This window comes from Microbacterium sp. PF5 (genome assembly GCF_004794315.1).
Lineage (GTDB): Bacteria > Actinomycetota > Actinomycetes > Actinomycetales > Microbacteriaceae > Microbacterium > Microbacterium sufflavum.
In genome coordinates, this window is the sequence record NZ_SSDQ01000133.1 from 81,755 (window position 1) to 100,349 (window position 18,595).

Below are 18,595 nucleotides of genomic sequence, written 5' to 3' on the forward strand. Positions count from 1 at the left end.
GGGCCGGCTTTGCTACACGCGCGGGCCCTCGCCATATCGCACGGGAGATGTGGACGAAAGGCTCTTCAGCGGCGTGTCGCGATCTGGCACATTCGGTACCGTGCCCCCCGCTCCGTCCCGTCCCCCGCGCCGACCGGGCACCGCTCGTGTCGTGTCGCCCCTGGTCGCCGTGCGCCGCTCCGCCCCGATCAGCGCCGTCGCCGCGCTCGTCGCCGCCGTGGTCCTGCTCGGCGCCGCACCCGCGATGTCGGACAGTCGGGCCCCGCGCGCCGAGACCGGAACCGACGTGACGGCCGACCCCGCGGCATCCGTCGCACTCGCCTACGAGTTCCTCGATGCCAGGGTGGACGAGTTCTGCGACGGCGCGGGCCACTGCCTCCCGCGCAGCTATCAGGGCGGCTTCTTCACCACCCCGACGTGGGACTTCACCCCCTCCTTCGTGTACGACGACGCGCTGGTCGTGATCGCCTACACGGCCCGCGGCCTGCCGGACGACCTGCGCCGCGCCCGCGCGATCGGCGACACCCTGCTGTTCGTGCAGGAGGAGGACCCGATCGGCGACGGGCGCACGCGCGCCTCCTACGAGCCCCACGGCATCCGTCAGGGGCGCGTCGAGATCACCGGGCCCGGCAGCTTCACCGGCAACCAGGCCTGGGTGGGCATGGCCCTCGCGCGCCTCTTCCACGCGACGGGCGAGCAGCGGTACCTCGACGGCGCGCTGCGCACCGCGAACTGGATCCAGGACAACACCGCTGACATGACCAGGGCGCCGTACGGCTACACGGGAGGCCAGACCGACACCGGGGCCTCGCTGGAGTGGAAGTCGACGGAGCACAACACCGACGTCGCGGGCTTCTTCGCCCAGCTCGCCCAGCTCACGGGCGACGCCGTGTGGGCGCAGCGCTCGGCCGTCGCCGCCGGATTCGTCGCCGCGATGCAGAGCGCGGACGGCCACGTCGACACCGGCACCGTGCTCGACGGCAGCACGGTCAACACCCGTCCCGTCCCGCTCGATGCGCAGACCTGGAGCGCACTCGGCACGGGGGACGCCCGCTACGGTGCCGCCCTGGACTGGACGCTCGGGCACCTGATGGCCACGGACGGCCCGTACCGCGGCCCCTCGATCAGCGATGTGGACGTGTCCAAGGCGTGGTTCGAGGGCAGCGGGCACCTGGCCCTGGCACTCCGGCTGCGCGATGCCGCGGGCGACGCCGCCCAGGCCGACGAGCTGCTCGCGGACATCCGCCTGGCGCAGCGCGATGCGGTGAACGGCGACGGCAAGGGCATCGTGGCGACCTCGACCGACGGACTCGACTCCGGCTTCGGCGACCTCTACTACGCGAGCCTGCACACGGGCACGACCGCGTGGTACCTGCTGGCGGCAGCCGCCGACAACCCGTTCGCGCTTCCCGCGGCTGCCGCGTCCTCGGGCGAGTGACGCCGCGGCCGACCTGCGGGGCGCCCGTGCGTCAGAGATCGCGCGGCTGAGGCTTCGGCGTGCGTCCGTGCGTCAGGCGGCGACGCGGGCGACCGCGGCGATCGCGCTCGCGAAGAAGCCCAGGCCGTCGACGCCGCTGCGCATGGCCGCGGTCGTGTCGGGGCCGAAGCCCGGCTCGGTGGCGTGCTCGGGGTGCGGCATGAGCCCCACGACGTTGCCCGCCTCGTTGGTGAGCCCGGCGATGTCGCGCAGCGAGCCGTTCGGGTTCACGCCCGCATAGCGGAACGCCACCAGGCCCTCGCCCTCGATGCGGTCGAGCGTCTGCTCGTCGGCGATGTAGCCGCCGTCGGCGTTCTTCAGCGGGATGACGATCTCCTGGCCGGTGCGGAAAGCGTTCGTCCACGCGGTGTCGGCGTTCTCGACCGTGAGGCGCTGGTCGCGGCGCACGAAATGCTGGTGGTTGTTGCGGATCAGTCCGCCGGGCAGCAGGTGCGCCTCGACCAGCATCTGGAAGCCGTTGCAGATGCCGAGCACGGGCAGGCCCTTCGCGGCGGCCTCCTTGACCTCGGTCATGATCGGGGAGAGGGCGGCGATGGCCCCGGCGCGCAGGTAGTCGCCGTAGCTGAAACCGCCCGGCAGCACGAGGGCGTCAACGCCCTCGAGATCGTGTGCGCCGTGCCACAGGGCGACGGGTTCGGCGCCCGCGAGGCGGACGGCGCGCTGTGCGTCGACGTCGTCGAGCGAGCCGGGGAAGGTGACGACCCCGATGCGCGTGGTCACTCGGCCACCTCGATGCCGACGACGTCTTCGATCACGGCGTTGGAGAGCACCTCGTCGGCGAGGCGCTTCGCCTCGGCGAGCACCTCCTCGGTGACCTCGCCCTCGACCGTGAGCTCGAAGCGCTTGCCGATGCGCACGTCGGTGAAGCCGTCCACGCCCAGGCGGGCGAAAGCGCCGGAGACGGCCTTCCCCTGGGGGTCGAGCAGTTCGGGCTTGGGCATGACGTCGACGACGATGGTGGGCATGACGGCTCCAGGAGTCGCGGGTGGACGGGCGCCCCCAGTCTACTGCCCTCGCACCGGCGCTCCCCGCGGGGTCAGGCGGAGTGGAAGACGGTGTGCAGGTCGCCGATCGCGTCGCGGCCGCCGAGGCCGTCGATCTCGAACAGCACGGAGATCCCGGCGACGTGGCTGCCCAGACGCTCGACGAGCTGTCGGCCCGCGGCGAGGGTGCCTCCGGTGGCGAGCACGTCGTCGATGAGCAGCACGCGGGAGCCCGCCGGGAGGTCGTCGTGCATCTCGATCGTGGCGGTGCCGTACTCCAGGGCGTAGTCGACCGAGGCGGCGGGACGGGGGAGCTTGCCGGCCTTGCGGATGGGGATGAGCCCGACCCCGGCGGCGATGGCGGCGGCGCCGGCGAGGATGAAGCCGCGCGCCTCGATGCCTGCGACCACGTCGAACTGCCCGGCGAAGGGCTCGATGATCGCCTCGGTCGTGACCCTCAGCGCCTCGGCGTCGGCCAGGAGGGGGGTGATGTCGCGGAAGACGATCCCGGGCTCGGGGTAGTCGGGGATGCTGCGGATGAGCGACTCGGCGCGGATGAGGGCGGGGGAGAGCGTGGCTTCGGGCACCGGTCAAGGGTACGCCGCCTTCCCGGGTGCTTCCGCGCTTGACACCGTGGGAGCGCTCCCATATGGTTGCAGACCATGGCCGTGGGAGCGCTCCCATGCCATCCCGATGCACCACACCGCACGACCACCCACAAAGGAGTGAACTGTGAACACACGTGCCCGCACCCGGATCCTGGCGCCCGTCGCCCTGGCATCCGTCGCCGCCCTCGCCCTCGCCGGCTGCTCCGGCGGCAACGGCGGCGGTGACGCCGGCAGCGCCGACGAGGAGATCACGCTGACCGTCACCACGTTCGGCACCTTCGGCTACGACGACCTCTACGACGAGTACGAGAAGGCGCACCCGAACGTGAAGATCGAGGCCACCAACATCGACACCGGCGGCAACGCCCGCACCGACGCGTTCACCAAGATCGCCGCCGGCTCCGGCCTCAGCGACATCGTGGCGATCGAGGAGGGCTGGCTCGGCGCGATCATGGACGTGTCCGACACGTTCGTCGACCTGCGCGACTACGGCATCGAGGACCGCAAGGACGACTGGGTGGACTGGAAGTACGGCCAGGCCACCGACGCCGAGGGCCGCGTCATCGGCTACGGCACCGACATCGGCCCGAGCGGCATCTGCTACAACGGTGCCGCGTTCGAGGCCGCCGGTCTGCCCAGCGACCGCGAGTCCGTCGCCGAGCTGCTGAACGGCGACTGGGACAACTACTTCCAGGTGGGCGCCGACTACACGGCCAAGACCGGCAAGGCCTGGTACGACCACTCCGGCTTCGTGTGGAACGCCATGGTCAACCAGCTCGACGAGGGCTACTACACCGCCGACGGCGAGCTGAACGTGGAGGGCAACGACGAGCTGAAGAAGCGCTTCGAGCTGCTGGGCGCCGCGACCGAGGGCGGCCAGTCCGCCGCGCAGACCGCGTGGGATTGGAACGGCGGCAAGTCGTTCGTCGACGGCACCTTCGCGACGTTCGTGTGCCCGGGCTGGATGCTCGGCGTGGTGCAGGGGCAGATCGAGGCCGGCGGCGGCGACGCCTCGACCGGCTGGGACTTCGCCGACGTGTTCCCCGGTGGCGCGGCCAACTGGGGTGGTGCGTTCCTCTCCATCCCGGAGACCTCGCAGCACAAGGAGGCGGCGGCCGAGCTCGCCGACTGGCTCACGCAACCCGAGCAGCAGGTGAAGCAGTCCGCCGCCGCGGGCAACTTCCCCTCGACCGTGAAGGCGCAGGAGACCCTCGCCGCAGACGCCACCCCCAACGCGTTCTTCAACGACGCGCCGACCGGGGCGATCCTCGCCGAGCGTGCCAAGGGCGTCGTCGCGCAGTTCAAGGGCGCCGACGACTCCGTGATCCAGGAGAACGTGTTCGGTCCGGCGCTCAGCAGCCTCGACCGCGGCGAGACCGACACCCAGGGCGCGTGGGACCAGGCCATCGGCCTGCTGAACGAGCTGGTCGGCTGATCACTCGGGGCGTCCTTCGTCTCGTCGCCGGCGCTCCTCGCTCAGGAACCGGTGCCTCCGGTTCCTGAGCGAGCCGAGCGAGACGAAGGGCGCCCCCACCGAACGAGGACACCCCATGACACTCACGCACGACCGCCCCGACACGGTGCCCGCGTCGTCGCAGCGTCCGCCCGCCGACACCGGTGCGAAGCGGCCCTGGCGGCACCGCCTCTCCCGCTTCGACCAGAACGCGTCGCCGTACTTCTACATCTCGCCGTTCTTCCTGCTGTTCGGACTGGTCGGCCTCTTCCCCCTGCTGTACACGGTGTGGGTGGCCGTGCACGAGTGGGACCTGCTGAAGGGCGAGGGCGACTTCATCGGGCTCGGCAACTTCGTCGAGATCCTCGGCGACGGCATGTTCTGGAACTCGATCCGCAACACGCTCAGCATCTTCCTGCTCTCCGCGATCCCGCAGCTCGCGGTCGCCCTGCTGATCGCCTACCTGCTGGACCGCGGTCTGCGCGCCCCGACGTTCTGGCGCATGAGCGTGCTCATCCCGTTCGTGGTGACCCCGGTCGCCGTGGCCATCATCTTCTCGAGCATCTTCAACGAGGCGGACGGCCTGGCCAACAACCTGCTGAACCTGATCGGCATCGCGGATCAGCAGTGGAAGCACGACACGGTCCTGTCGCACATCGCGATCGCGGTGATGGTGAACTTCCGGTGGACCGGCTACAACGCCCTCATCCTCCTCGCCGCGATGCAGGCCGTGCCGCGGGACCTGTACGAGTCCGCCGCGCTCGACGGCGCCGGATCTGCGCGGCGCTTCTTCTCCATCACGATCCCGACCATCCGCCCCACCCTCATCTTCGTGATCATCACGGCCACGATCGGCGGCCTGCAGATCTTCGCGGAACCGCGGCTGTTCGACGTCTCCACCGCGGGCGGCATCGGCGGCAGCGACCGGCAGTTCCAGACCACGGTGCTGTTCCTGTGGGAGCTGGCCTTCTTCCGGCGCAACCTGGGCGAGGCCTCCGCGGTCGCGATCCTGCTGTTCCTGCTCATCGTGGGCATCGGCCTGATCAACTTCCTCGTCTCGCGGCGCATCTCCACCGGCGACGCCCCGAAGAACCGCGCGGCCCGCCGTCGCGCCCGCACCAGCAAGGAGGAGGCGCGATGACCGCCACGCAGGCCCTCAGCGTCCCGGAGCGCATCCGACGCCGTCGGGGCGCCGCATCCGGCACCGCCGGCATCGGCAGCCGCCCGGGATTCCTCACCTACGGGCTGCTCGCGGCCTTCGTGCTCGGCAGCGCCTACCCCCTGTGGTGGTCGTTCGTGGTCGCCAGCGGCACCAACGCGACCAGGGGGGAGACGCTGCCGCTGATCCCGGGCGGAAACTTCCTCGCGAACGCGGCCAAGGTGTTCGACGCGATCCCGTTCTGGCTCGCACTGGGCAACTCGGTCCTGATCTCCTCGATCATCACGCTCTCGGTCGTCACCTTCTCCACCCTCGCCGGCTACGCCTTCGCGAAGCTGCGGTTCCGGGGACGCGACGGGCTGATGGTGTTCGTGATCGCGACCATGGCGATCCCGACGCAGCTCGGCATCATCCCCCTGTTCATGCTGATGCGCGAGCTCGGGTGGACCGGGTCCATCGGCGCGGTGATCGTGCCGACCCTGGTGACCGCGTTCGGGGTGTTCTTCATGCGGCAGTATCTGGTGGACGTGATCCCGGACGAGCTCATCGAGGCGGCCCGCATGGACGGCGCCGGACAGTTCCGCACGTTCCTGACGGTCGGGGTGCCCGCCGCCCGTCCGGCCATGGCGATCCTCGGCCTGTTCACGTTCATGACCGCGTGGACCGACTACCTGTGGCCCCTGATCGTGCTCTCCCCCCAGAACCCCACGCTGCAGACGGCCCTCAGCCAGCTGCAGTCGGGCTACTACATCGACTACTCGATCGTGCTCGCCGGTGCGGTGCTCGCGACCCTCCCGCTCCTCGTGCTCTTCGTGGCGGCGGGGCGGCAGCTGGTCAGTGGCATCATGGCGGGCGCGGTGAAAGGATGACCCCTATGACGCGTGCCTTCCCCTCGGACTTCCTCTTCGGCGCGGCGACGGCGGCCTACCAGATCGAGGGCGCCGCCTTCGAGGACGGGCGCACCGCCTCCATCTGGGATGCGTTCGCGCGCGAGCCCGGCGCGGTGGTGGGCGGCGACAACGGGGATGTGGCGTGCGACCACTACCACCGGTACCCGCAGGACGTCGCGCTCATGAAGGACCTCGGGTTGCAGACGTACCGGTTCTCCACGTCGTGGTCGCGCGTGCGGCCCGACGGCGGGGCCGTGAACCGGGCGGGCGTCGACTTCTACAGCCGCCTGGTCGACGAGCTGCTCGCGGCCGACATCCTGCCCTGGCTCACGCTGTACCACTGGGACCTGCCGCAGGCGCTGCAGGAGGGCGGGGGCTGGACGAACCGCGACGTCGTCGACCGCTTCCTGGAGTACGCGGGCACCGTGCACGACGCGCTGGGCGACCGCGTGAACGTGTGGACGACGCTGAACGAGCCGTGGTGCTCGTCGTTCCTCTCCTATACGGGCGGCGAGCACGCGCCGGGGCACACCAGCATCGCGGAGGGGCTGCTCGCGTCGCACCACCTGCTGCTCGCCCACGGCGCCACGGTGAAGGAGCTGCGCGGGCGCGACTCGTCGCTCAACCTCGGCATCACGCTGAACCACACCGTCGCCGACCCCGCCGACCCGCAGAACCCCGCCGACGTGGATGCCGCCCGGCGCCTGGACGGGCAGTTCAACCGCTGGTTCCTCGACCCGATCTACCGCGGCTCCTACCCGGCGGACGTCGTCGAGGACATCCGCGCGGTCGACCCCGAGGCGGTCGCGCGGTTCGAGGCAGCGGTGCGCGACGGCGACCTTGAGACCATCGCGCAGCCCATCGACACGCAGGGCGTGAACTACTACCACGGCGACCTCGTCTCCGGCACGGCGCCCGCGACGACCGCGACCGCCGAGGAGGGCGGCCCGGCGACCTCCCGACCCACGCGCAGCCCGTACCCGTCGAGCGACGGCATCCACGCGGTCGAGCGCGGGCTGCCCCGCACGGCGCAGCACTGGGAGGTGCAGCCGGAGGGGCTCACGCGACTGCTGCAGCGCGTGTGGGCCGAGTACGCCGAGCCCGCCGGGGTCGTGCTGTACGTCACGGAGAACGGCGCCGCCTACGACGACGAGCCCGTGGTGGAGGACGGTGAGACGCGCGTGCACGATGCCGACCGCACCGAGTTCCTGCGCCTGCACCTGGACGCGGTGCTCGATGCGATCGATGCCGGTGTGGATGTGCGGGGGTACTTCTACTGGTCGCTGTTCGACAACTTCGAGTGGGCGTGGGGCTACGACAAGAGGTTCGGCATCGTGCGCGTCGACTACGACACCCAGGAGCGCACGCTGAAGGACTCGGCCCACGAGTACCGTCGCATCATCGCGGCCAGGGAGCTGGCGCCCGTCCCCGGTGAGCCGGCCAGGGCCTGATCGGGGCGGGCGGCGCGGCGTCGCCCGGCGATCCGTGGTCTCCGGCGGGGCATCGCGTGGTCGACAATAGGGCCATGGAAGAGAGCGTGCGGTGATGTCGCCCAGGGCGACCATCGAAGAGGTCGCGGCCGCGGCGGGGGTCTCCCGCTCGACCGTGTCGCGGGTCGTGAACGGCTCGACGGCGGTGAGCCCCGAGGCCCTCGCGGCCGTGCGCGCCGCGATCGACGACCTCAACTACGTGCCCAACCGGGCGGCCCGCTCTCTCGCCTCGCGACAGACGCACGCGATCGCGCTGATCGTGCCGGAAGACACGACGCGGTTCTTCGGCGACCCGTTCTTCGCGGCCATCGTCGCCGGGATCACCGGGGCGCTCGGCAGCTCCGACTACCTGCTCAACCTGTTGATCGCGAGCGACGACCCCGGCGACAAGATGACGAGCTTCGTGCGCAACGGCGGCGTCGACGGCGCCCTCATCGTGTCGCACCATGCGAGCGACGGCTTCGTGGACCGGATCGCCGATGCGGTCCCGGTCGTGTTCGGCGGGCGGCCGGTGCGCCGCAGCGCGGGCGACTACGTGGTCGATGTCGACAACGTGGCCGGGGCGCGCGTGGCCACGCAGCGGCTCATCGACATCGGGCGCTCCAGGATCGCCACGATCTCCGGTCCGCTGTCGATGATCTCCTCGACCGACCGCGTGCAGGGCTTCCGGGATGCGCTCGCGGATGCGGGTCTCGCGCCGTGCGCCGAGGAGGAGGGCGACTACAGCGAGGCGAGTGGTGCGGAGGCGGCTCGTCGGCTGCTCGCGTCCGGTCGTCCCGACGCGATCTTCGTGGCGAGCGACCTGATGGCACGCGGAGCGCTCACGGCGCTGCGCGCGGCGGGGGTGCGGGTGCCGGAGGACATCGCCCTGGTCGGTTTCGACGACTCCTCGGTGGCGGTCAGCACCGATCCGGCCCTCACCACGGTGCGCCAGCCGATGTATGCGCAGGGCGAGACCATGGCCCGCGTGCTGCTGTCGCGGCTGGCGGGGGAGGACCCGCCGCAGACGACGATCCTGCCCACCGAGCTCGTGGTGCGCGGCTCGGCCTGACGCGCGCACGGGTGCGGCCCTGACGCCCCCTCATGGCCAGGGATGCACCCGTGCGTCGGGTGGGGGCGAACCCCGCGAACGCATGAACTGAACAAACGTTCAACGTACACGCTACACGGAGCGGCGATATTCTTGTGACCCCGGGAGGTGGTCGCCGCATGGCCCGAACCGACGAGCAGAACCGCCAGGCGCGCGAGCGCGCCCGCGAGAACATCCTGCAGGCGGCGATCGCGGTCTTCAGCGAGCGCGGAGTCGCGGGTGCCAGCATCGCCCAGATCACCTCGCGAGCCGGCGTCGCCCAGGGTCTGGTCAACTACCACTTCGGCGGCAAGGAGCAGCTGGTCGCCGCGGTGATCGACCGCTGGTTCGAGACCGTGCTCGGGCTCGCGCGGGTGGACGGCACCCCCGACGAGATGCTGGCCGCGATCATCGACGGCGCCCTCATGGCCACGGCCTTCGCGATGCCGCTCCAGCGCGCCGTGCTCGCGATGCAGCAGCAGCCCTCCACACACCGGCTCTTCGCGGAATCGGAGCAGCGTCACGCCGAGGCGGCGACCGCGGCGGAGGACGCTGTGCGCGAAGTGTTCCGCGCGCGCGGAGCCGACGACCCCGCGCTGGAGGAGGTCATGCTCCGCAGCACCCTCGAGGGCGTGTTCGTGAAGTACTGCGTCTTCGGAGACACGTATCCGCTGGAGGAGGCGCGGCGCTGGCTGCACCGGCGCTACGGACTGCCGGAACCGGCGGCCCCGATGCCCCTCGACGTGCCGCCGCGGACCGGCGAGCCCCGGCCCCGGGCCACCTGGGCGCTCCGGCCCGACCCGAACGCCTGACCTCGGCGCGCGGTGCGTCAGTCCAGGTGCATGCGCGCGAACGCGCCGAGCACCACCCGTTCGGACTGCACCAGGTAGCGCTCGAGCTCGGCGGCGCCCGCCTCGGCGCCCCTGCTGAGGAAGGTGTCGAGCACGGCGCGGTTCTTGCGCACGAACGGCTCGTGCAGCGCCCGCGGGTCGTCGATCTTCAAGAAGGCCAGACGCAGCTCGGCCGCGACGTTGCGGTACGTGCGAGCCAGGCGCGGACTGTCGGCGAGGTCGACCAGCGCCACGTGGAACGCCATGTTCGCGCTGCCGACCGTGCGCCACGCGGCGGCGTCGTCGCGGGAGACGCCGGCCACGGCGGCCTCGGCGGCCGCGACCGCCTCCCTCATGCGCTGCACGGCGGGGTGCTCCGGCTCGGACTGGCGCAGGGCCGTGCACTCGATGATGCGGCGGGCGCGGTAGATGTCGATCACGTCGGCGATCGACGGGGAAGCCACGGAGACCCCACGGTGCGGGACGTGCTCGACCAGGCCCTGCTCCGCGAGCACCCGGAACGCCTCGCGGAGCGTGTTGCGCGACACGTCGAAGCGCTCGGCGAGGGCGGACTCCGACAGGCGGGAGCCGGGGGCGACGTCGCCGTCGATGATGAGCTGACGGAGCACGTCGGCGAGCGGGCCCTGCTGGTTCATGCCTTCATCGTAGGTGCGGGGCGGGCGGCGGGCCGGGATCGGGTCTCCGCGGGAATCACACGACGGCAATCGCGCTGTAGCACGACGGAAACATGATTGTTGAACAATCGGTGTCTGTCCGTTCTACACTGGGTATCGATCCGACACCCACCAACGACGATGGGACCCCCCTATGTCCGAGCAGTCCACCGCCGCCCTCTCCCCGGAGGACGAGGCCCGCGCCGCCCACGCGAAGAAGCGCGCGGGACGCAGTGCCGTCATCGGCGCCATCTTCCTCATGGCCACGAGCGCCATCGGGCCCGGCTTCATCACGCAGACCGCCACCTTCACGGCGCAGATGGGGGCCGCGTTCGCGTTCGCGATCCTGGTGTCGATCCTGGTCGACATCGCGGTGCAGCTGAACATCTGGCGCATGATCACCTCCTCGGGCAAGCGCGCCGGCGAGCTCGCCAACAGCGCCATCCCGTTCTCCGGGCACGTCATCGCCGTGCTCGTGGTGATCGGCGGCCTCGCGTTCAACATCGGCAACATCGCCGGGGGTGGCCTCGGTCTCAACGCCCTGCTCGGCATCGACCCGAAGATCGGCGGCGCACTCACCGCGGCGCTCGCGATCATCATCTTCCTGGTGAAGAAGGCCGGCCGGGTGATGGACGTCGTGCTCATCGTCCTCGGCATCGGCATGATCGTGATGACCGTGGTCGTCGCCCTGATCGCCCAGCCGCCCATCGGCGACGCGCTGCGGCAGACGCTCGTGCCCGACCAACTCAACTTCGCCACCATCACCACCATCGTCGGCGGCACCGTCGGCGGCTACATCACCTACTCCGGTGCGCACCGCTACCTCGACTCCGGCCACGTCGGCCCGCAGTACGCGAAGCCCGTCATGCGCGCCGCGGCCAACGGCATCCTCGTCACCGGCATCATGCGGTACGTGCTGTTCCTCGCCATCCTCGGGGTGGTGGCCTCCGGCGTGGCGCTCGACCTCTCGTCGCAGGCCGCGAACCCGGCCGGGCAGGCGTTCGGCGCCGTGCTGGGCGACGCGGGTCTGCGCATCTTCGGCGCGATCTTCTGGGCCGCCGCGATCAGCTCCGTGATCGGCGCCGCCTACACCTCGGCCACGTTCCTGTCGACGTTCACGGCGAAGCTGCACGGCGGCTGGCCCCTGCAGCTCGCGACCGTCGCCTTCATCGTCGTCTCGCTCGGGGTCTACCTCGCGATCGGCACGGCCCCCGCGGCGATCCTCGTGTTCGTCGGCGGCTTCAACGGCCTGATCCTGCCGATCGGCCTCACGGTGTTCATGTACATCGGCTGGTTCCGGCGCGACCTGCTCGGCGACCGGAAGTACCCGATGTGGCTGCTGATCGCCGGTACCGTCGTGACCGCCCTCACCTGGTACATGGGTGCCGTCTCGATCGGCCCCATCTTCGCCTTCCTCGGAATCGGAGCGTGACGACATGGCGACCATCGACCTGAACTCGGACCTCGGCGAGAACGTCCCCGACCGGATCGTCAGCGACGACGCCAGCATGCTGCGCATCGTCACGAGCGCGAACGTGTCGTGCGGTTTCCACGCCGGCAGCCCCGAGGGCATCCGCGAGACGCTCGCCGCGGCCGTCGCCGGAGGCGTCGTGATCGGCGCGCACCCCGGCTACCGCGACTACGAGAACTTCGGGCGCACGAAGGTCGACATCGACTCCGCGACGCTCCAGGCCCACGTCGAGTACCAGCTCGGCGCACTCCTGGGGCTCGCGGCCGCGGTGGGCGGTCGGGTCTCGTACGTCAAACCCCACGGCGCGCTCTACAACACGATCGCCCGCGACGAGCGGCAGTCGAAAGACGTGGTGGCGGCGATCCGTGCGGTCGACCCCTCGCTCGTGCTGCTCGGGCTCGCGGGAGGCGTGGTGCTCGACGTCGCACAGCGGGCGGGGCTCGCGGTGGCCGCTGAGGCCTTCGCCGACCGCGCCTACCAGCCGGACGGACAGCTCGTGTCGCGCACCGAGGAGGGCGCCGTGCTGCACGACCCGACCGCGGTCGCCGAGCGCATGGTGCGCCTCGCCGCCGACGGCGTGATCCGGGCGATCGACGGCACCGACGTCGCGGTGTCCGCCCAGTCCATCTGCGTGCACGGCGACAGCCCCGGCTCGGTCGCGATGGCCGCCGAGACGAAGCGCCTGCTGCAGGCCGAGGGCATCACGATCGCCCCGTTCGCCGGAGTCTGACATGGCCGTGCTCGCGACCCCCGACCAGCTCACCGCTGCGCGCGCCGCCCGCGCCGCGCACCGGGCGGGACACTCCGCGCCCACCAGCGGCGTCGCGCCGGGACTGACGCAGGCGAACCTCATCGCCGTGCCGGCCGACTGGGCGTTCGAGACGCTGCTGTACGCGCAGCGCAACCCGAAGCCCTGCCCCGTGCTCGAGGTGATCGAGCAGGGCCAGGTGGAGTCACGGCTGGCGCCGGGCAGCGACATCCGCACCGACATCGGCCGTTACCGCATCTGGCGCGACGGCGAGCTCGCGGAGGAGGTGACCGACGCGACGGCCGCGTGGGCCGAGCAGCCCGACCTCGTCGCGTTCCTCATCGGCTGCAGCTTCACGTTCGAGACCGGTCTCGTCGAGGCGGGCATCCCCATCCGTCACCAGGAGCTCGGGCGCAACGTGCCGATGTACCGCACGGCCGTGGACTGCGCGCCGGCCGGACGGCTGCGCGGCGAGATGGTCGTGTCGATGCGCCCGATCCCCGCGGACCGCGTGGCCGACGCCGTGCAGATCTCCGCCCGCACGCCGGCCGTGCACGGCGCACCCGTGCACATCGGCGACCCGGCCTCGCTGGGCATCACCGACCTGTCGACCCCGGACTTCGGCGACGCCCCCGAGCTGCGCGACGGCGAGATCCCCGTGTTCTGGGCCTGCGGTGTGACCCCGCAGGCGGCGATCATGGCGTCGAAGCCGCCGTTCGCCGTGACACACGCTCCCGGTTACATGTTCGTGACCGACGTGCCGGATGCGGAGTACCGGGTCTGATGCGCATCCTCACGGCCTCCGACGGCGCGCTCCTGGTCGAGGCGGACGACCTCGAACAGGCCATGCGACTCAACCTCGCGTGGGACGGCGTGCCCGGCGTGGTCGAGCGCATCCCCGGCGCGCGCACGGTGCTGGTGCGCTACGACCCGCTGCGCACCACGGCCGCCGCGCTCGCCGGGGTGCTCGCCGCGACCGAGGTCGACGCCGCCGAGCTCCCCGATGCGGGCGAGGTCGAGGTGCCGGTGCGCTACGACGGGGAAGACCTCGACGAGACGGCGACGCTGCTCGGGGTGTCGGCGGAAGAGCTCGTCGCGCGTCACCTCGCGGCCGACTGGCGGGTCGCGTTCTCGGGCTTCGCGCCCGGCTTCGGCTATGCGGTGAGCGACGACGCGCTGTTCGACGTGCCGCGCCGCTCGTCGCCGCGCACGCGCGTGCCCGCGGGCTCGGTCGCGGTCGCCGGAGCCTTCAGCGGCGTCTACCCCCGCGAGAGCCCCGGCGGCTGGCAGCTGATCGGCCGCACCGACCTGGCCATGTGGGACATCGACCGCGACCCTCCCGCACTGTTCGCACCCGGGCGGCGGGTGCGGTTCGTGCGGGCCGAGCGGGCCGCGGTCGTCGCGTCGGCCGAGAGCGCCGGCGGCGCGGATCCGCGCGGCGGAGAAGCCTCCGCGACCCAGGGGCCGCGCGCTCCCGGAGCCCCCGCGGTGGAGGTCGTGCGCTCGTCGCTGCAGCTGCTCGTGCAGGACGAGGGTCGCGCGGGCTATGCCGCCCTGGGCGTCTCGGCCTCCGGCATCGCGGACCGGGTGGCCCTGCGCGACGCCAACCGCGCGGTCGGCAACCCCTCCGCCGCTGCCGTCCTGGAGTGCGTGGGCGGTGCGGTGCTGCGGTTCCACGGAGCCGGGGTGGCCGCGGTGGCCGGAGCGACCGGGGATCTCACCCTCACGGACGCCGCCGGCGTGCCGCGCGACATCGCCCCCGGGGCACCGTTCGCCACGGTCGACGGCGACGAGCTCACCCTCGGTCACCCCGAGCGCGGGCTGCGCTTCGTGATCGCCGTGCGCGGGGGGATCGACGTCGCCCCGGCGCTCGGCAGCCGCGCCAGCGACACCCTCGCCGGGCTCGGCCCGCGGCCCCTCGCGGCGGGCGATGTCGTGCCGATCGGCACGGCCCCGGTGACCTCGGTGGATCCGGTCGTCCTGCCGCGCGACCTTCCCGCCCCGGGCGACACCGTGGCGCTCGAGATCACGCTCGGCCCGCGCGACGACTGGTTCACCGCGGCCGGGGTCGCCGCGCTCACCGGTCAGGAGTGGACGGTGACGCCCCGCTCCGACCGCGTCGGCATCCGGCTGCACGGCGAGGTGCCGCTGGAGCGTGCCGTGGGCGGGGAGCTACCCAGCGAGGGCGCGGTGACCGGCGCGATCCAGGTGCCGCCGGACGGTCAGCCCGTGCTGTTCCTCCCCGATCATCCGCTCACGGGCGGCTACCCCATCATCGGTGCACTCACCGACCGCAGCCTCGACCTCGCCGCGCAGCTCCCGCCGGGGGTGCACGTGCGCTTCACCGTGAAGGAGACCCCATGACCCGTGTGCTCATCGCCAACCGCGGCGAGATCGCGGTGCGCGTGATCCGCGCCTGCGCCGAGGCCGGATACACGTCGGTCGCCGTGTACGCCGATCAGGATGCGGATGCGCTGCACGTGCGGCTCGCCGACGAGGCCGTCGGCCTGGGCGGTGACACGGCCGCGAGCACCTACTTGTCGGTCGAGGCGCTGATCGACGCCGCGCGCCGCAGCGGGGCCGACGCGGTGCACCCCGGCTACGGCTTCCTCTCCGAGAGCGCGGCGTTCGCGCGGGCGGTCGAGGGCGCGGGGCTGGTGTGGATCGGCCCGTCGCCGGAGAGCATCGACGCCCTCGGCGACAAGATGACCGCGCGGCGCATCGCCCAGCGGGTCGGCGCGCCCCTCGCGGCCGGCACCGACGAGCCGCTCTCCGGCCCGGAGGAGGCCGTGGCCTTCGCCGAGGAGCACGGGCTGCCGATCGCCATCAAGGCCGCGTTCGGCGGGGGCGGCCGCGGCCTCAAGGTCGTGCGGGAGCTGTCCGAGGTGGCGGCGGCGTTCGAGGCGGCGACGCGGGAGGCCGTGGCCGCCTTCGGTCGCGGCGAGTGCTTCGTGGAGCGGTTCCTGGAGCGCCCCCGGCACATCGAGGTGCAGGTGCTGGGCGACGGCCGCGGCGGCGTGGTCGTGGTGGGCGATCGCGACTGCTCGATGCAGCGGCGCAACCAGAAGCTGATCGAGGAGGCACCGGCGCCCGCACTCGCTCCGCAGCAGCGGTCGGCGATCCACGAGGCGGCGCGGGCGATCTGCGCCGAGGTGCAGTACCGCGGGGCGGGCACCGTGGAGTTCCTGCTCGCGGCCGACGGCACGATCTCGTTCCTCGAGGTCAACACCCGCCTCCAGGTCGAGCATCCGGTGACGGAGGAGGTCACGGGCACCGACCTCGTGCGCGAGCAGTTCCGCATCGCGTTCGGCGAGGGGCCGTCGTTCACCGAGACCCCGCGGCCGTCGGGTCACGCGTTCGAGTTCCGCATCAACGCGGAAGACCCCGGTCGCGGGTTCCTTCCCAGCCCGGGGCGGGTCGAGGCGCTGCGCATCCCCGGCGGCCCCGGCGTGCGATGGGACAGCGGCATCGAGGCGGGCGACGTGGTGCAGCCCGCGTTCGACTCCCTGATCGCCAAGCTCATCGTGCACGCGGACACCCGGGAGGCCGCCCTCGTGCGAGCACGCCGGGCGCTGCGCGAGCTCGCCGTCGATGGCCCGGCGACCGTGATCCCGTTCGACCTCCGCGCGATCGACGACCCCGCGTTCGCGACCGACACCTTCGGGGTGCACACGCAGTGGATAGAGACGGTGCTGCTGCCCGCGCTCGACGCGCAGCCGCGACCGGCGGTCGCACCGGTGTCCGGGCTGCAGCGGTTCCCCGTGGAGGTCGATGGCCGCCGGGTCGTGCTCGGGCTGCCCGCGGAGCTGCTGGCGGGGATCGGCCGTCCGGTGCCGGAGCCGGCACCGGAGCCTGCGGCGGACGCGTCCGAGCTCCGGACTCCCGCGCCGGGCACGCTCGTGCGGTGGCTGCTCGACGACGGCGCGGAGGTCGCGGCGGGCGACCCGGTGGCCGTGCTCGACGCGATGAAGATGGAGACGACGGTCACCGCGCACCGCCCCGGCACTCTCACCCGCCGCGCGGAGACCGGCGCGACCGTCGCGCCCGACGCCGTCCTCGCCACGATCGCCTGACCCCCGTCCTCCCGTCCCCCGCCCTCCCGTCCCCCGTCCTCCCGCCCCCGCCCGCCCCGCCCCCGCCCGACCGGCGCGTGGGAGTGCGAAAACGCACCTCCGACGTGCGTGGGAGGTGCGTTTTCGATCCCGACAGTGGACGGGACGGGACGGGACCCCGGGCGTTACGCGGGGTCGCCGCCCAGGGGGCCGACGGGCTCGAGGGGCTTCGGGTCGTCGGCGCCGGTCTTGCGGGCGCGGGCGATCAGGTTGCCCAGGTGGTAGATGAGCAGCGCCGCGACGGTGCCGAGGACGATGCCGCCGAACGCGAAGTCGCCGAGCTGCATCGAGAACCCGGCGATGCCGATCACGAGCGACACCGCGGCCGTGTACTGGTTGACCGGGCGCGAGAAGTCCACGCGGCTGTCGACCCAGATCTTGATGCCGATGATGCCGATCAGGCCGTACAGGGCCGTGGTCGCGCCGCCCAGCACGCCGGCGGGGATCGAGTTGAACACCTCGCCGACCTTGGGGGAGAACGCGAGCAGGATCGCGAAGAGGCCCGCCACCCAGTAGACGGCGGTCGAGTACACGCGGGTCGCGGCCATGACGCCGATGTTCTCGCCGTAGGTCGTGGTGCCCGAGCCGCCGAAGCCGCCCGCGATCGTGGTCGCGACGCCGTCGGCGATCAGTGCGCGGCCGGTGTGCTTGTTGATCGACGGGTCCTCGGTCATGGTCGCGACGCCGCGCACGTGGCCGACGTTCTCGGCGATGAGCACGAGCACGACCGGCAGGAACATCGCGATGGTCGACCACGTGCCCGGCTCGACGAAGTCGGGGAGCTGGAAGTGCGGCAGGCCGACCCAGGGTGCCTCGGCGATGAGCTCGGCCGGTGTCTTGCCGCCGCGGAGGGCGTTGGGCACGTCGAACGAGCCGGTGAACGCGGCCCAGATGAAGCCGACCGCGACGCCGAGGAAGATCGAGATGCGGCCGAGGAAGCCGCGGAACAGCACCGCGAACAGGATGATCGCGACGAGGGTGATGGTCGCGGTCACCGGGTCGAGCTGGAAGTTGCTCCACGCGGTGGGGGCGAGGTTGAATCCGATCAGGGCGACGATGGCCCCCGCGACGACCGGGGGCATGAGTGCGTCGACCCATCGCAGCCCGGCGAACTGCACGACGAGCCCGACGACGGCGAGGAGCACGCCGACCGCGACGACGCCCGCGAGCGCCGAGCCGGTGCCACCCGCGGCGACGGCGGCCGTGATCGGGGCGATGAACGCGAACGAGGAGCCGAGGTAGCTGGGCAGCTGGTTCTTCGTGATGAGCAGGAAGATGAGGGTGCCGAGGCCGCTGAACAGCAGGGTCGTCGAGACCGGGAAGCCCGTCAGCGTCGGCACGAGGAAGGTGGCGCCGAACATCGCGACGACGTGCTGGAGTCCGATCGCGACGGTGGCGGACCAGCTCAGGCGCTCGTCGGGACGGACGACCGCGCCGGCCTCGACCGTGCGTCCGTTTCCGTGCAGCTTCCACAGGGCCATGCGGGCTCCTCAGGGTTCGGGGGTGGCGGGAGTGCTGAAGAAACACTACCGATTCCTGAGTGTTGCCTGAGCGCCGATCGGCCAGCCGCTCCTCTACACGGGTGACGACGTCAGCCCCACCGACGTGCG

At 72.0% G+C, this 18,595-nt stretch carries 17 protein-coding genes; 12 read left to right on the forward strand and 5 right to left on the reverse strand.

Annotated features, from left to right (window positions below; genetic code table 11):
* The first annotated feature begins 151 nt into the window (after positions 1-151).
* Positions 152-1,438, forward strand: a complete 1,287-nt coding sequence (locus DW297_RS12310; protein WP_240744611.1) for a hypothetical protein — start codon at positions 152-154, stop codon at positions 1,436-1,438.
* Between the two features lie 72 nt (positions 1,439-1,510).
* Here the strand turns inward: DW297_RS12310 and purQ are convergent, their stop codons facing one another.
* The 3 genes from purQ to DW297_RS12325 form a co-directional block, all read right to left on the reverse strand.
* Entirely contained in the window at positions 1,511-2,218 is a 708-nt protein-coding gene (gene purQ, locus DW297_RS12315; RefSeq protein WP_136032786.1) for a phosphoribosylformylglycinamidine synthase subunit PurQ, read from the reverse strand.
* Complete coding sequence (gene purS / locus DW297_RS12320) at positions 2,215-2,463, reverse strand: phosphoribosylformylglycinamidine synthase subunit PurS (RefSeq protein WP_136032788.1); 249 nt, start codon at positions 2,461-2,463, stop codon at positions 2,215-2,217. Before purS ends, purQ begins: the two co-directional genes overlap by 4 nt.
* Positions 2,464-2,534: 71 nt before the next feature.
* A complete protein-coding gene (locus tag DW297_RS12325) occupies positions 2,535-3,068 on the reverse strand; it encodes an adenine phosphoribosyltransferase (RefSeq protein WP_136032790.1) in 534 nt (177 codons plus the stop codon).
* 145 nt (positions 3,069-3,213) lie between these two features.
* Between DW297_RS12325 and DW297_RS12330 the strand changes: the two genes are divergently transcribed.
* The 6 genes from DW297_RS12330 to DW297_RS12355 all read left to right on the forward strand — a co-directional run bounded on the left by DW297_RS12330 (position 3,214) and on the right by DW297_RS12355 (position 9,962).
* A complete protein-coding gene (locus DW297_RS12330; RefSeq protein ID WP_136032792.1) occupies positions 3,214-4,524 on the forward strand; it encodes an ABC transporter substrate-binding protein in 1,311 nt (436 codons plus the stop codon).
* Between the two features lie 115 nt (positions 4,525-4,639).
* Positions 4,640-5,683, forward strand: coding sequence for a carbohydrate ABC transporter permease (locus DW297_RS12335; RefSeq protein WP_136032794.1), 1,044 nt, complete (start codon positions 4,640-4,642; stop codon positions 5,681-5,683).
* Entirely contained in the window at positions 5,680-6,570 is an 891-nt protein-coding gene (locus DW297_RS12340; protein WP_136032796.1) for a carbohydrate ABC transporter permease, read from the forward strand. The genes DW297_RS12335 and DW297_RS12340 overlap by 4 nt, the downstream gene beginning before the upstream one ends.
* A gap of 5 nt (positions 6,571-6,575) precedes the next feature.
* The gene (locus DW297_RS12345; RefSeq protein ID WP_205828288.1) at positions 6,576-8,042 is read left to right on the forward strand and encodes a GH1 family beta-glucosidase; all 1,467 of its coding nucleotides are present in this window, start codon (positions 6,576-6,578) and stop codon (positions 8,040-8,042) included.
* A 91-nt stretch (positions 8,043-8,133) separates the two neighbouring features.
* Entirely contained in the window at positions 8,134-9,132 is a 999-nt protein-coding gene (locus tag DW297_RS12350) for a LacI family DNA-binding transcriptional regulator (RefSeq protein WP_275090546.1), read from the forward strand.
* Positions 9,133-9,290: 158 nt separating this feature from the next.
* Positions 9,291-9,962 carry a TetR/AcrR family transcriptional regulator gene (locus tag DW297_RS12355; RefSeq protein WP_136032801.1) on the forward strand — a complete coding sequence of 224 codons (672 nt, stop codon included), beginning with the start codon at positions 9,291-9,293 and terminating at the stop codon, positions 9,960-9,962.
* A gap of 17 nt (positions 9,963-9,979) precedes the next feature.
* Here the strand turns inward: DW297_RS12355 and DW297_RS12360 are convergent, their stop codons facing one another.
* Positions 9,980-10,636 carry a GntR family transcriptional regulator gene (locus tag DW297_RS12360; RefSeq protein ID WP_136032803.1) on the reverse strand — a complete coding sequence of 219 codons (657 nt, stop codon included), beginning with the start codon at positions 10,634-10,636 and terminating at the stop codon, positions 9,980-9,982.
* Positions 10,637-10,808: 172 nt separating this feature from the next.
* On the opposite strand from DW297_RS12360, the gene DW297_RS12365 reads away from it, so the two are divergent.
* Genes DW297_RS12365 through DW297_RS12385 form a run of 5 tightly spaced genes read left to right on the forward strand, consistent with a single transcriptional unit; the run spans position 10,809 to position 16,946 of the window.
* Complete coding sequence (locus tag DW297_RS12365; protein WP_136032805.1) at positions 10,809-12,086, forward strand: NRAMP family divalent metal transporter; 1,278 nt, start codon at positions 10,809-10,811, stop codon at positions 12,084-12,086.
* Between the two features lie 4 nt (positions 12,087-12,090).
* Entirely contained in the window at positions 12,091-12,855 is a 765-nt protein-coding gene (locus DW297_RS12370) for a LamB/YcsF family protein (protein ID WP_136032807.1), read from the forward strand.
* Between the two features lies 1 nt (position 12,856).
* A complete protein-coding gene (locus DW297_RS12375) occupies positions 12,857-13,657 on the forward strand; it encodes a putative hydro-lyase (RefSeq protein WP_136032808.1) in 801 nt (266 codons plus the stop codon).
* Positions 13,657-15,237: a 5-oxoprolinase subunit B/C family protein gene (locus DW297_RS12380; RefSeq protein WP_136032811.1), complete on the forward strand. Its 1,581-nt coding sequence runs from the start codon at positions 13,657-13,659 to the stop codon at positions 15,235-15,237. The genes DW297_RS12375 and DW297_RS12380 overlap by 1 nt, the downstream gene beginning before the upstream one ends.
* Entirely contained in the window at positions 15,234-16,946 is a 1,713-nt protein-coding gene (locus DW297_RS12385) for an acetyl/propionyl/methylcrotonyl-CoA carboxylase subunit alpha (RefSeq protein ID WP_136032813.1), read from the forward strand. The genes DW297_RS12380 and DW297_RS12385 overlap by 4 nt, the downstream gene beginning before the upstream one ends.
* 164 nt (positions 16,947-17,110) lie before the next feature.
* On the opposite strand, the gene DW297_RS12390 is transcribed toward DW297_RS12385, so the two are convergent.
* Entirely contained in the window at positions 17,111-18,466 is a 1,356-nt protein-coding gene (locus tag DW297_RS12390) for a uracil-xanthine permease family protein (RefSeq protein ID WP_136032815.1), read from the reverse strand.
* Positions 18,467-18,595 lie beyond the last annotated feature (129 nt).

What these genes read in the sequence shown, in the direction of transcription:
- DW297_RS12345 (WP_205828288.1), top strand. Translation starts at nt 6,576, where the DNA reads ATGACGCGTGCCTTCCCCTCGGACTTCCTCTTCGGCGCGGCGACGGCG.
- purS (WP_136032788.1), bottom strand. Translation starts at nt 2,463, where the DNA reads ATGCCCACCATCGTCGTCGACGTCATGCCCAAGCCCGAACTGCTCGAC.
- DW297_RS12370 (WP_136032807.1), top strand. Translation starts at nt 12,091, where the DNA reads ATGGCGACCATCGACCTGAACTCGGACCTCGGCGAGAACGTCCCCGAC.
- DW297_RS12360 (WP_136032803.1), bottom strand. Translation starts at nt 10,636, where the DNA reads ATGAACCAGCAGGGCCCGCTCGCCGACGTGCTCCGTCAGCTCATCATC.
- DW297_RS12355 (WP_136032801.1), top strand. Translation starts at nt 9,291, where the DNA reads ATGGCCCGAACCGACGAGCAGAACCGCCAGGCGCGCGAGCGCGCCCGC.
- DW297_RS12390 (WP_136032815.1), bottom strand. Translation starts at nt 18,466, where the DNA reads ATGGCCCTGTGGAAGCTGCACGGAAACGGACGCACGGTCGAGGCCGGC.
- DW297_RS12375 (WP_136032808.1), top strand. Translation starts at nt 12,857, where the DNA reads ATGGCCGTGCTCGCGACCCCCGACCAGCTCACCGCTGCGCGCGCCGCC.
- DW297_RS12335 (WP_136032794.1), top strand. Translation starts at nt 4,640, where the DNA reads ATGACACTCACGCACGACCGCCCCGACACGGTGCCCGCGTCGTCGCAG.
- DW297_RS12385 (WP_136032813.1), top strand. Translation starts at nt 15,234, where the DNA reads ATGACCCGTGTGCTCATCGCCAACCGCGGCGAGATCGCGGTGCGCGTG.
- DW297_RS12365 (WP_136032805.1), top strand. Translation starts at nt 10,809, where the DNA reads ATGTCCGAGCAGTCCACCGCCGCCCTCTCCCCGGAGGACGAGGCCCGC.
- DW297_RS12380 (WP_136032811.1), top strand. Translation starts at nt 13,657, where the DNA reads ATGCGCATCCTCACGGCCTCCGACGGCGCGCTCCTGGTCGAGGCGGAC.
- DW297_RS12340 (WP_136032796.1), top strand. Translation starts at nt 5,680, where the DNA reads ATGACCGCCACGCAGGCCCTCAGCGTCCCGGAGCGCATCCGACGCCGT.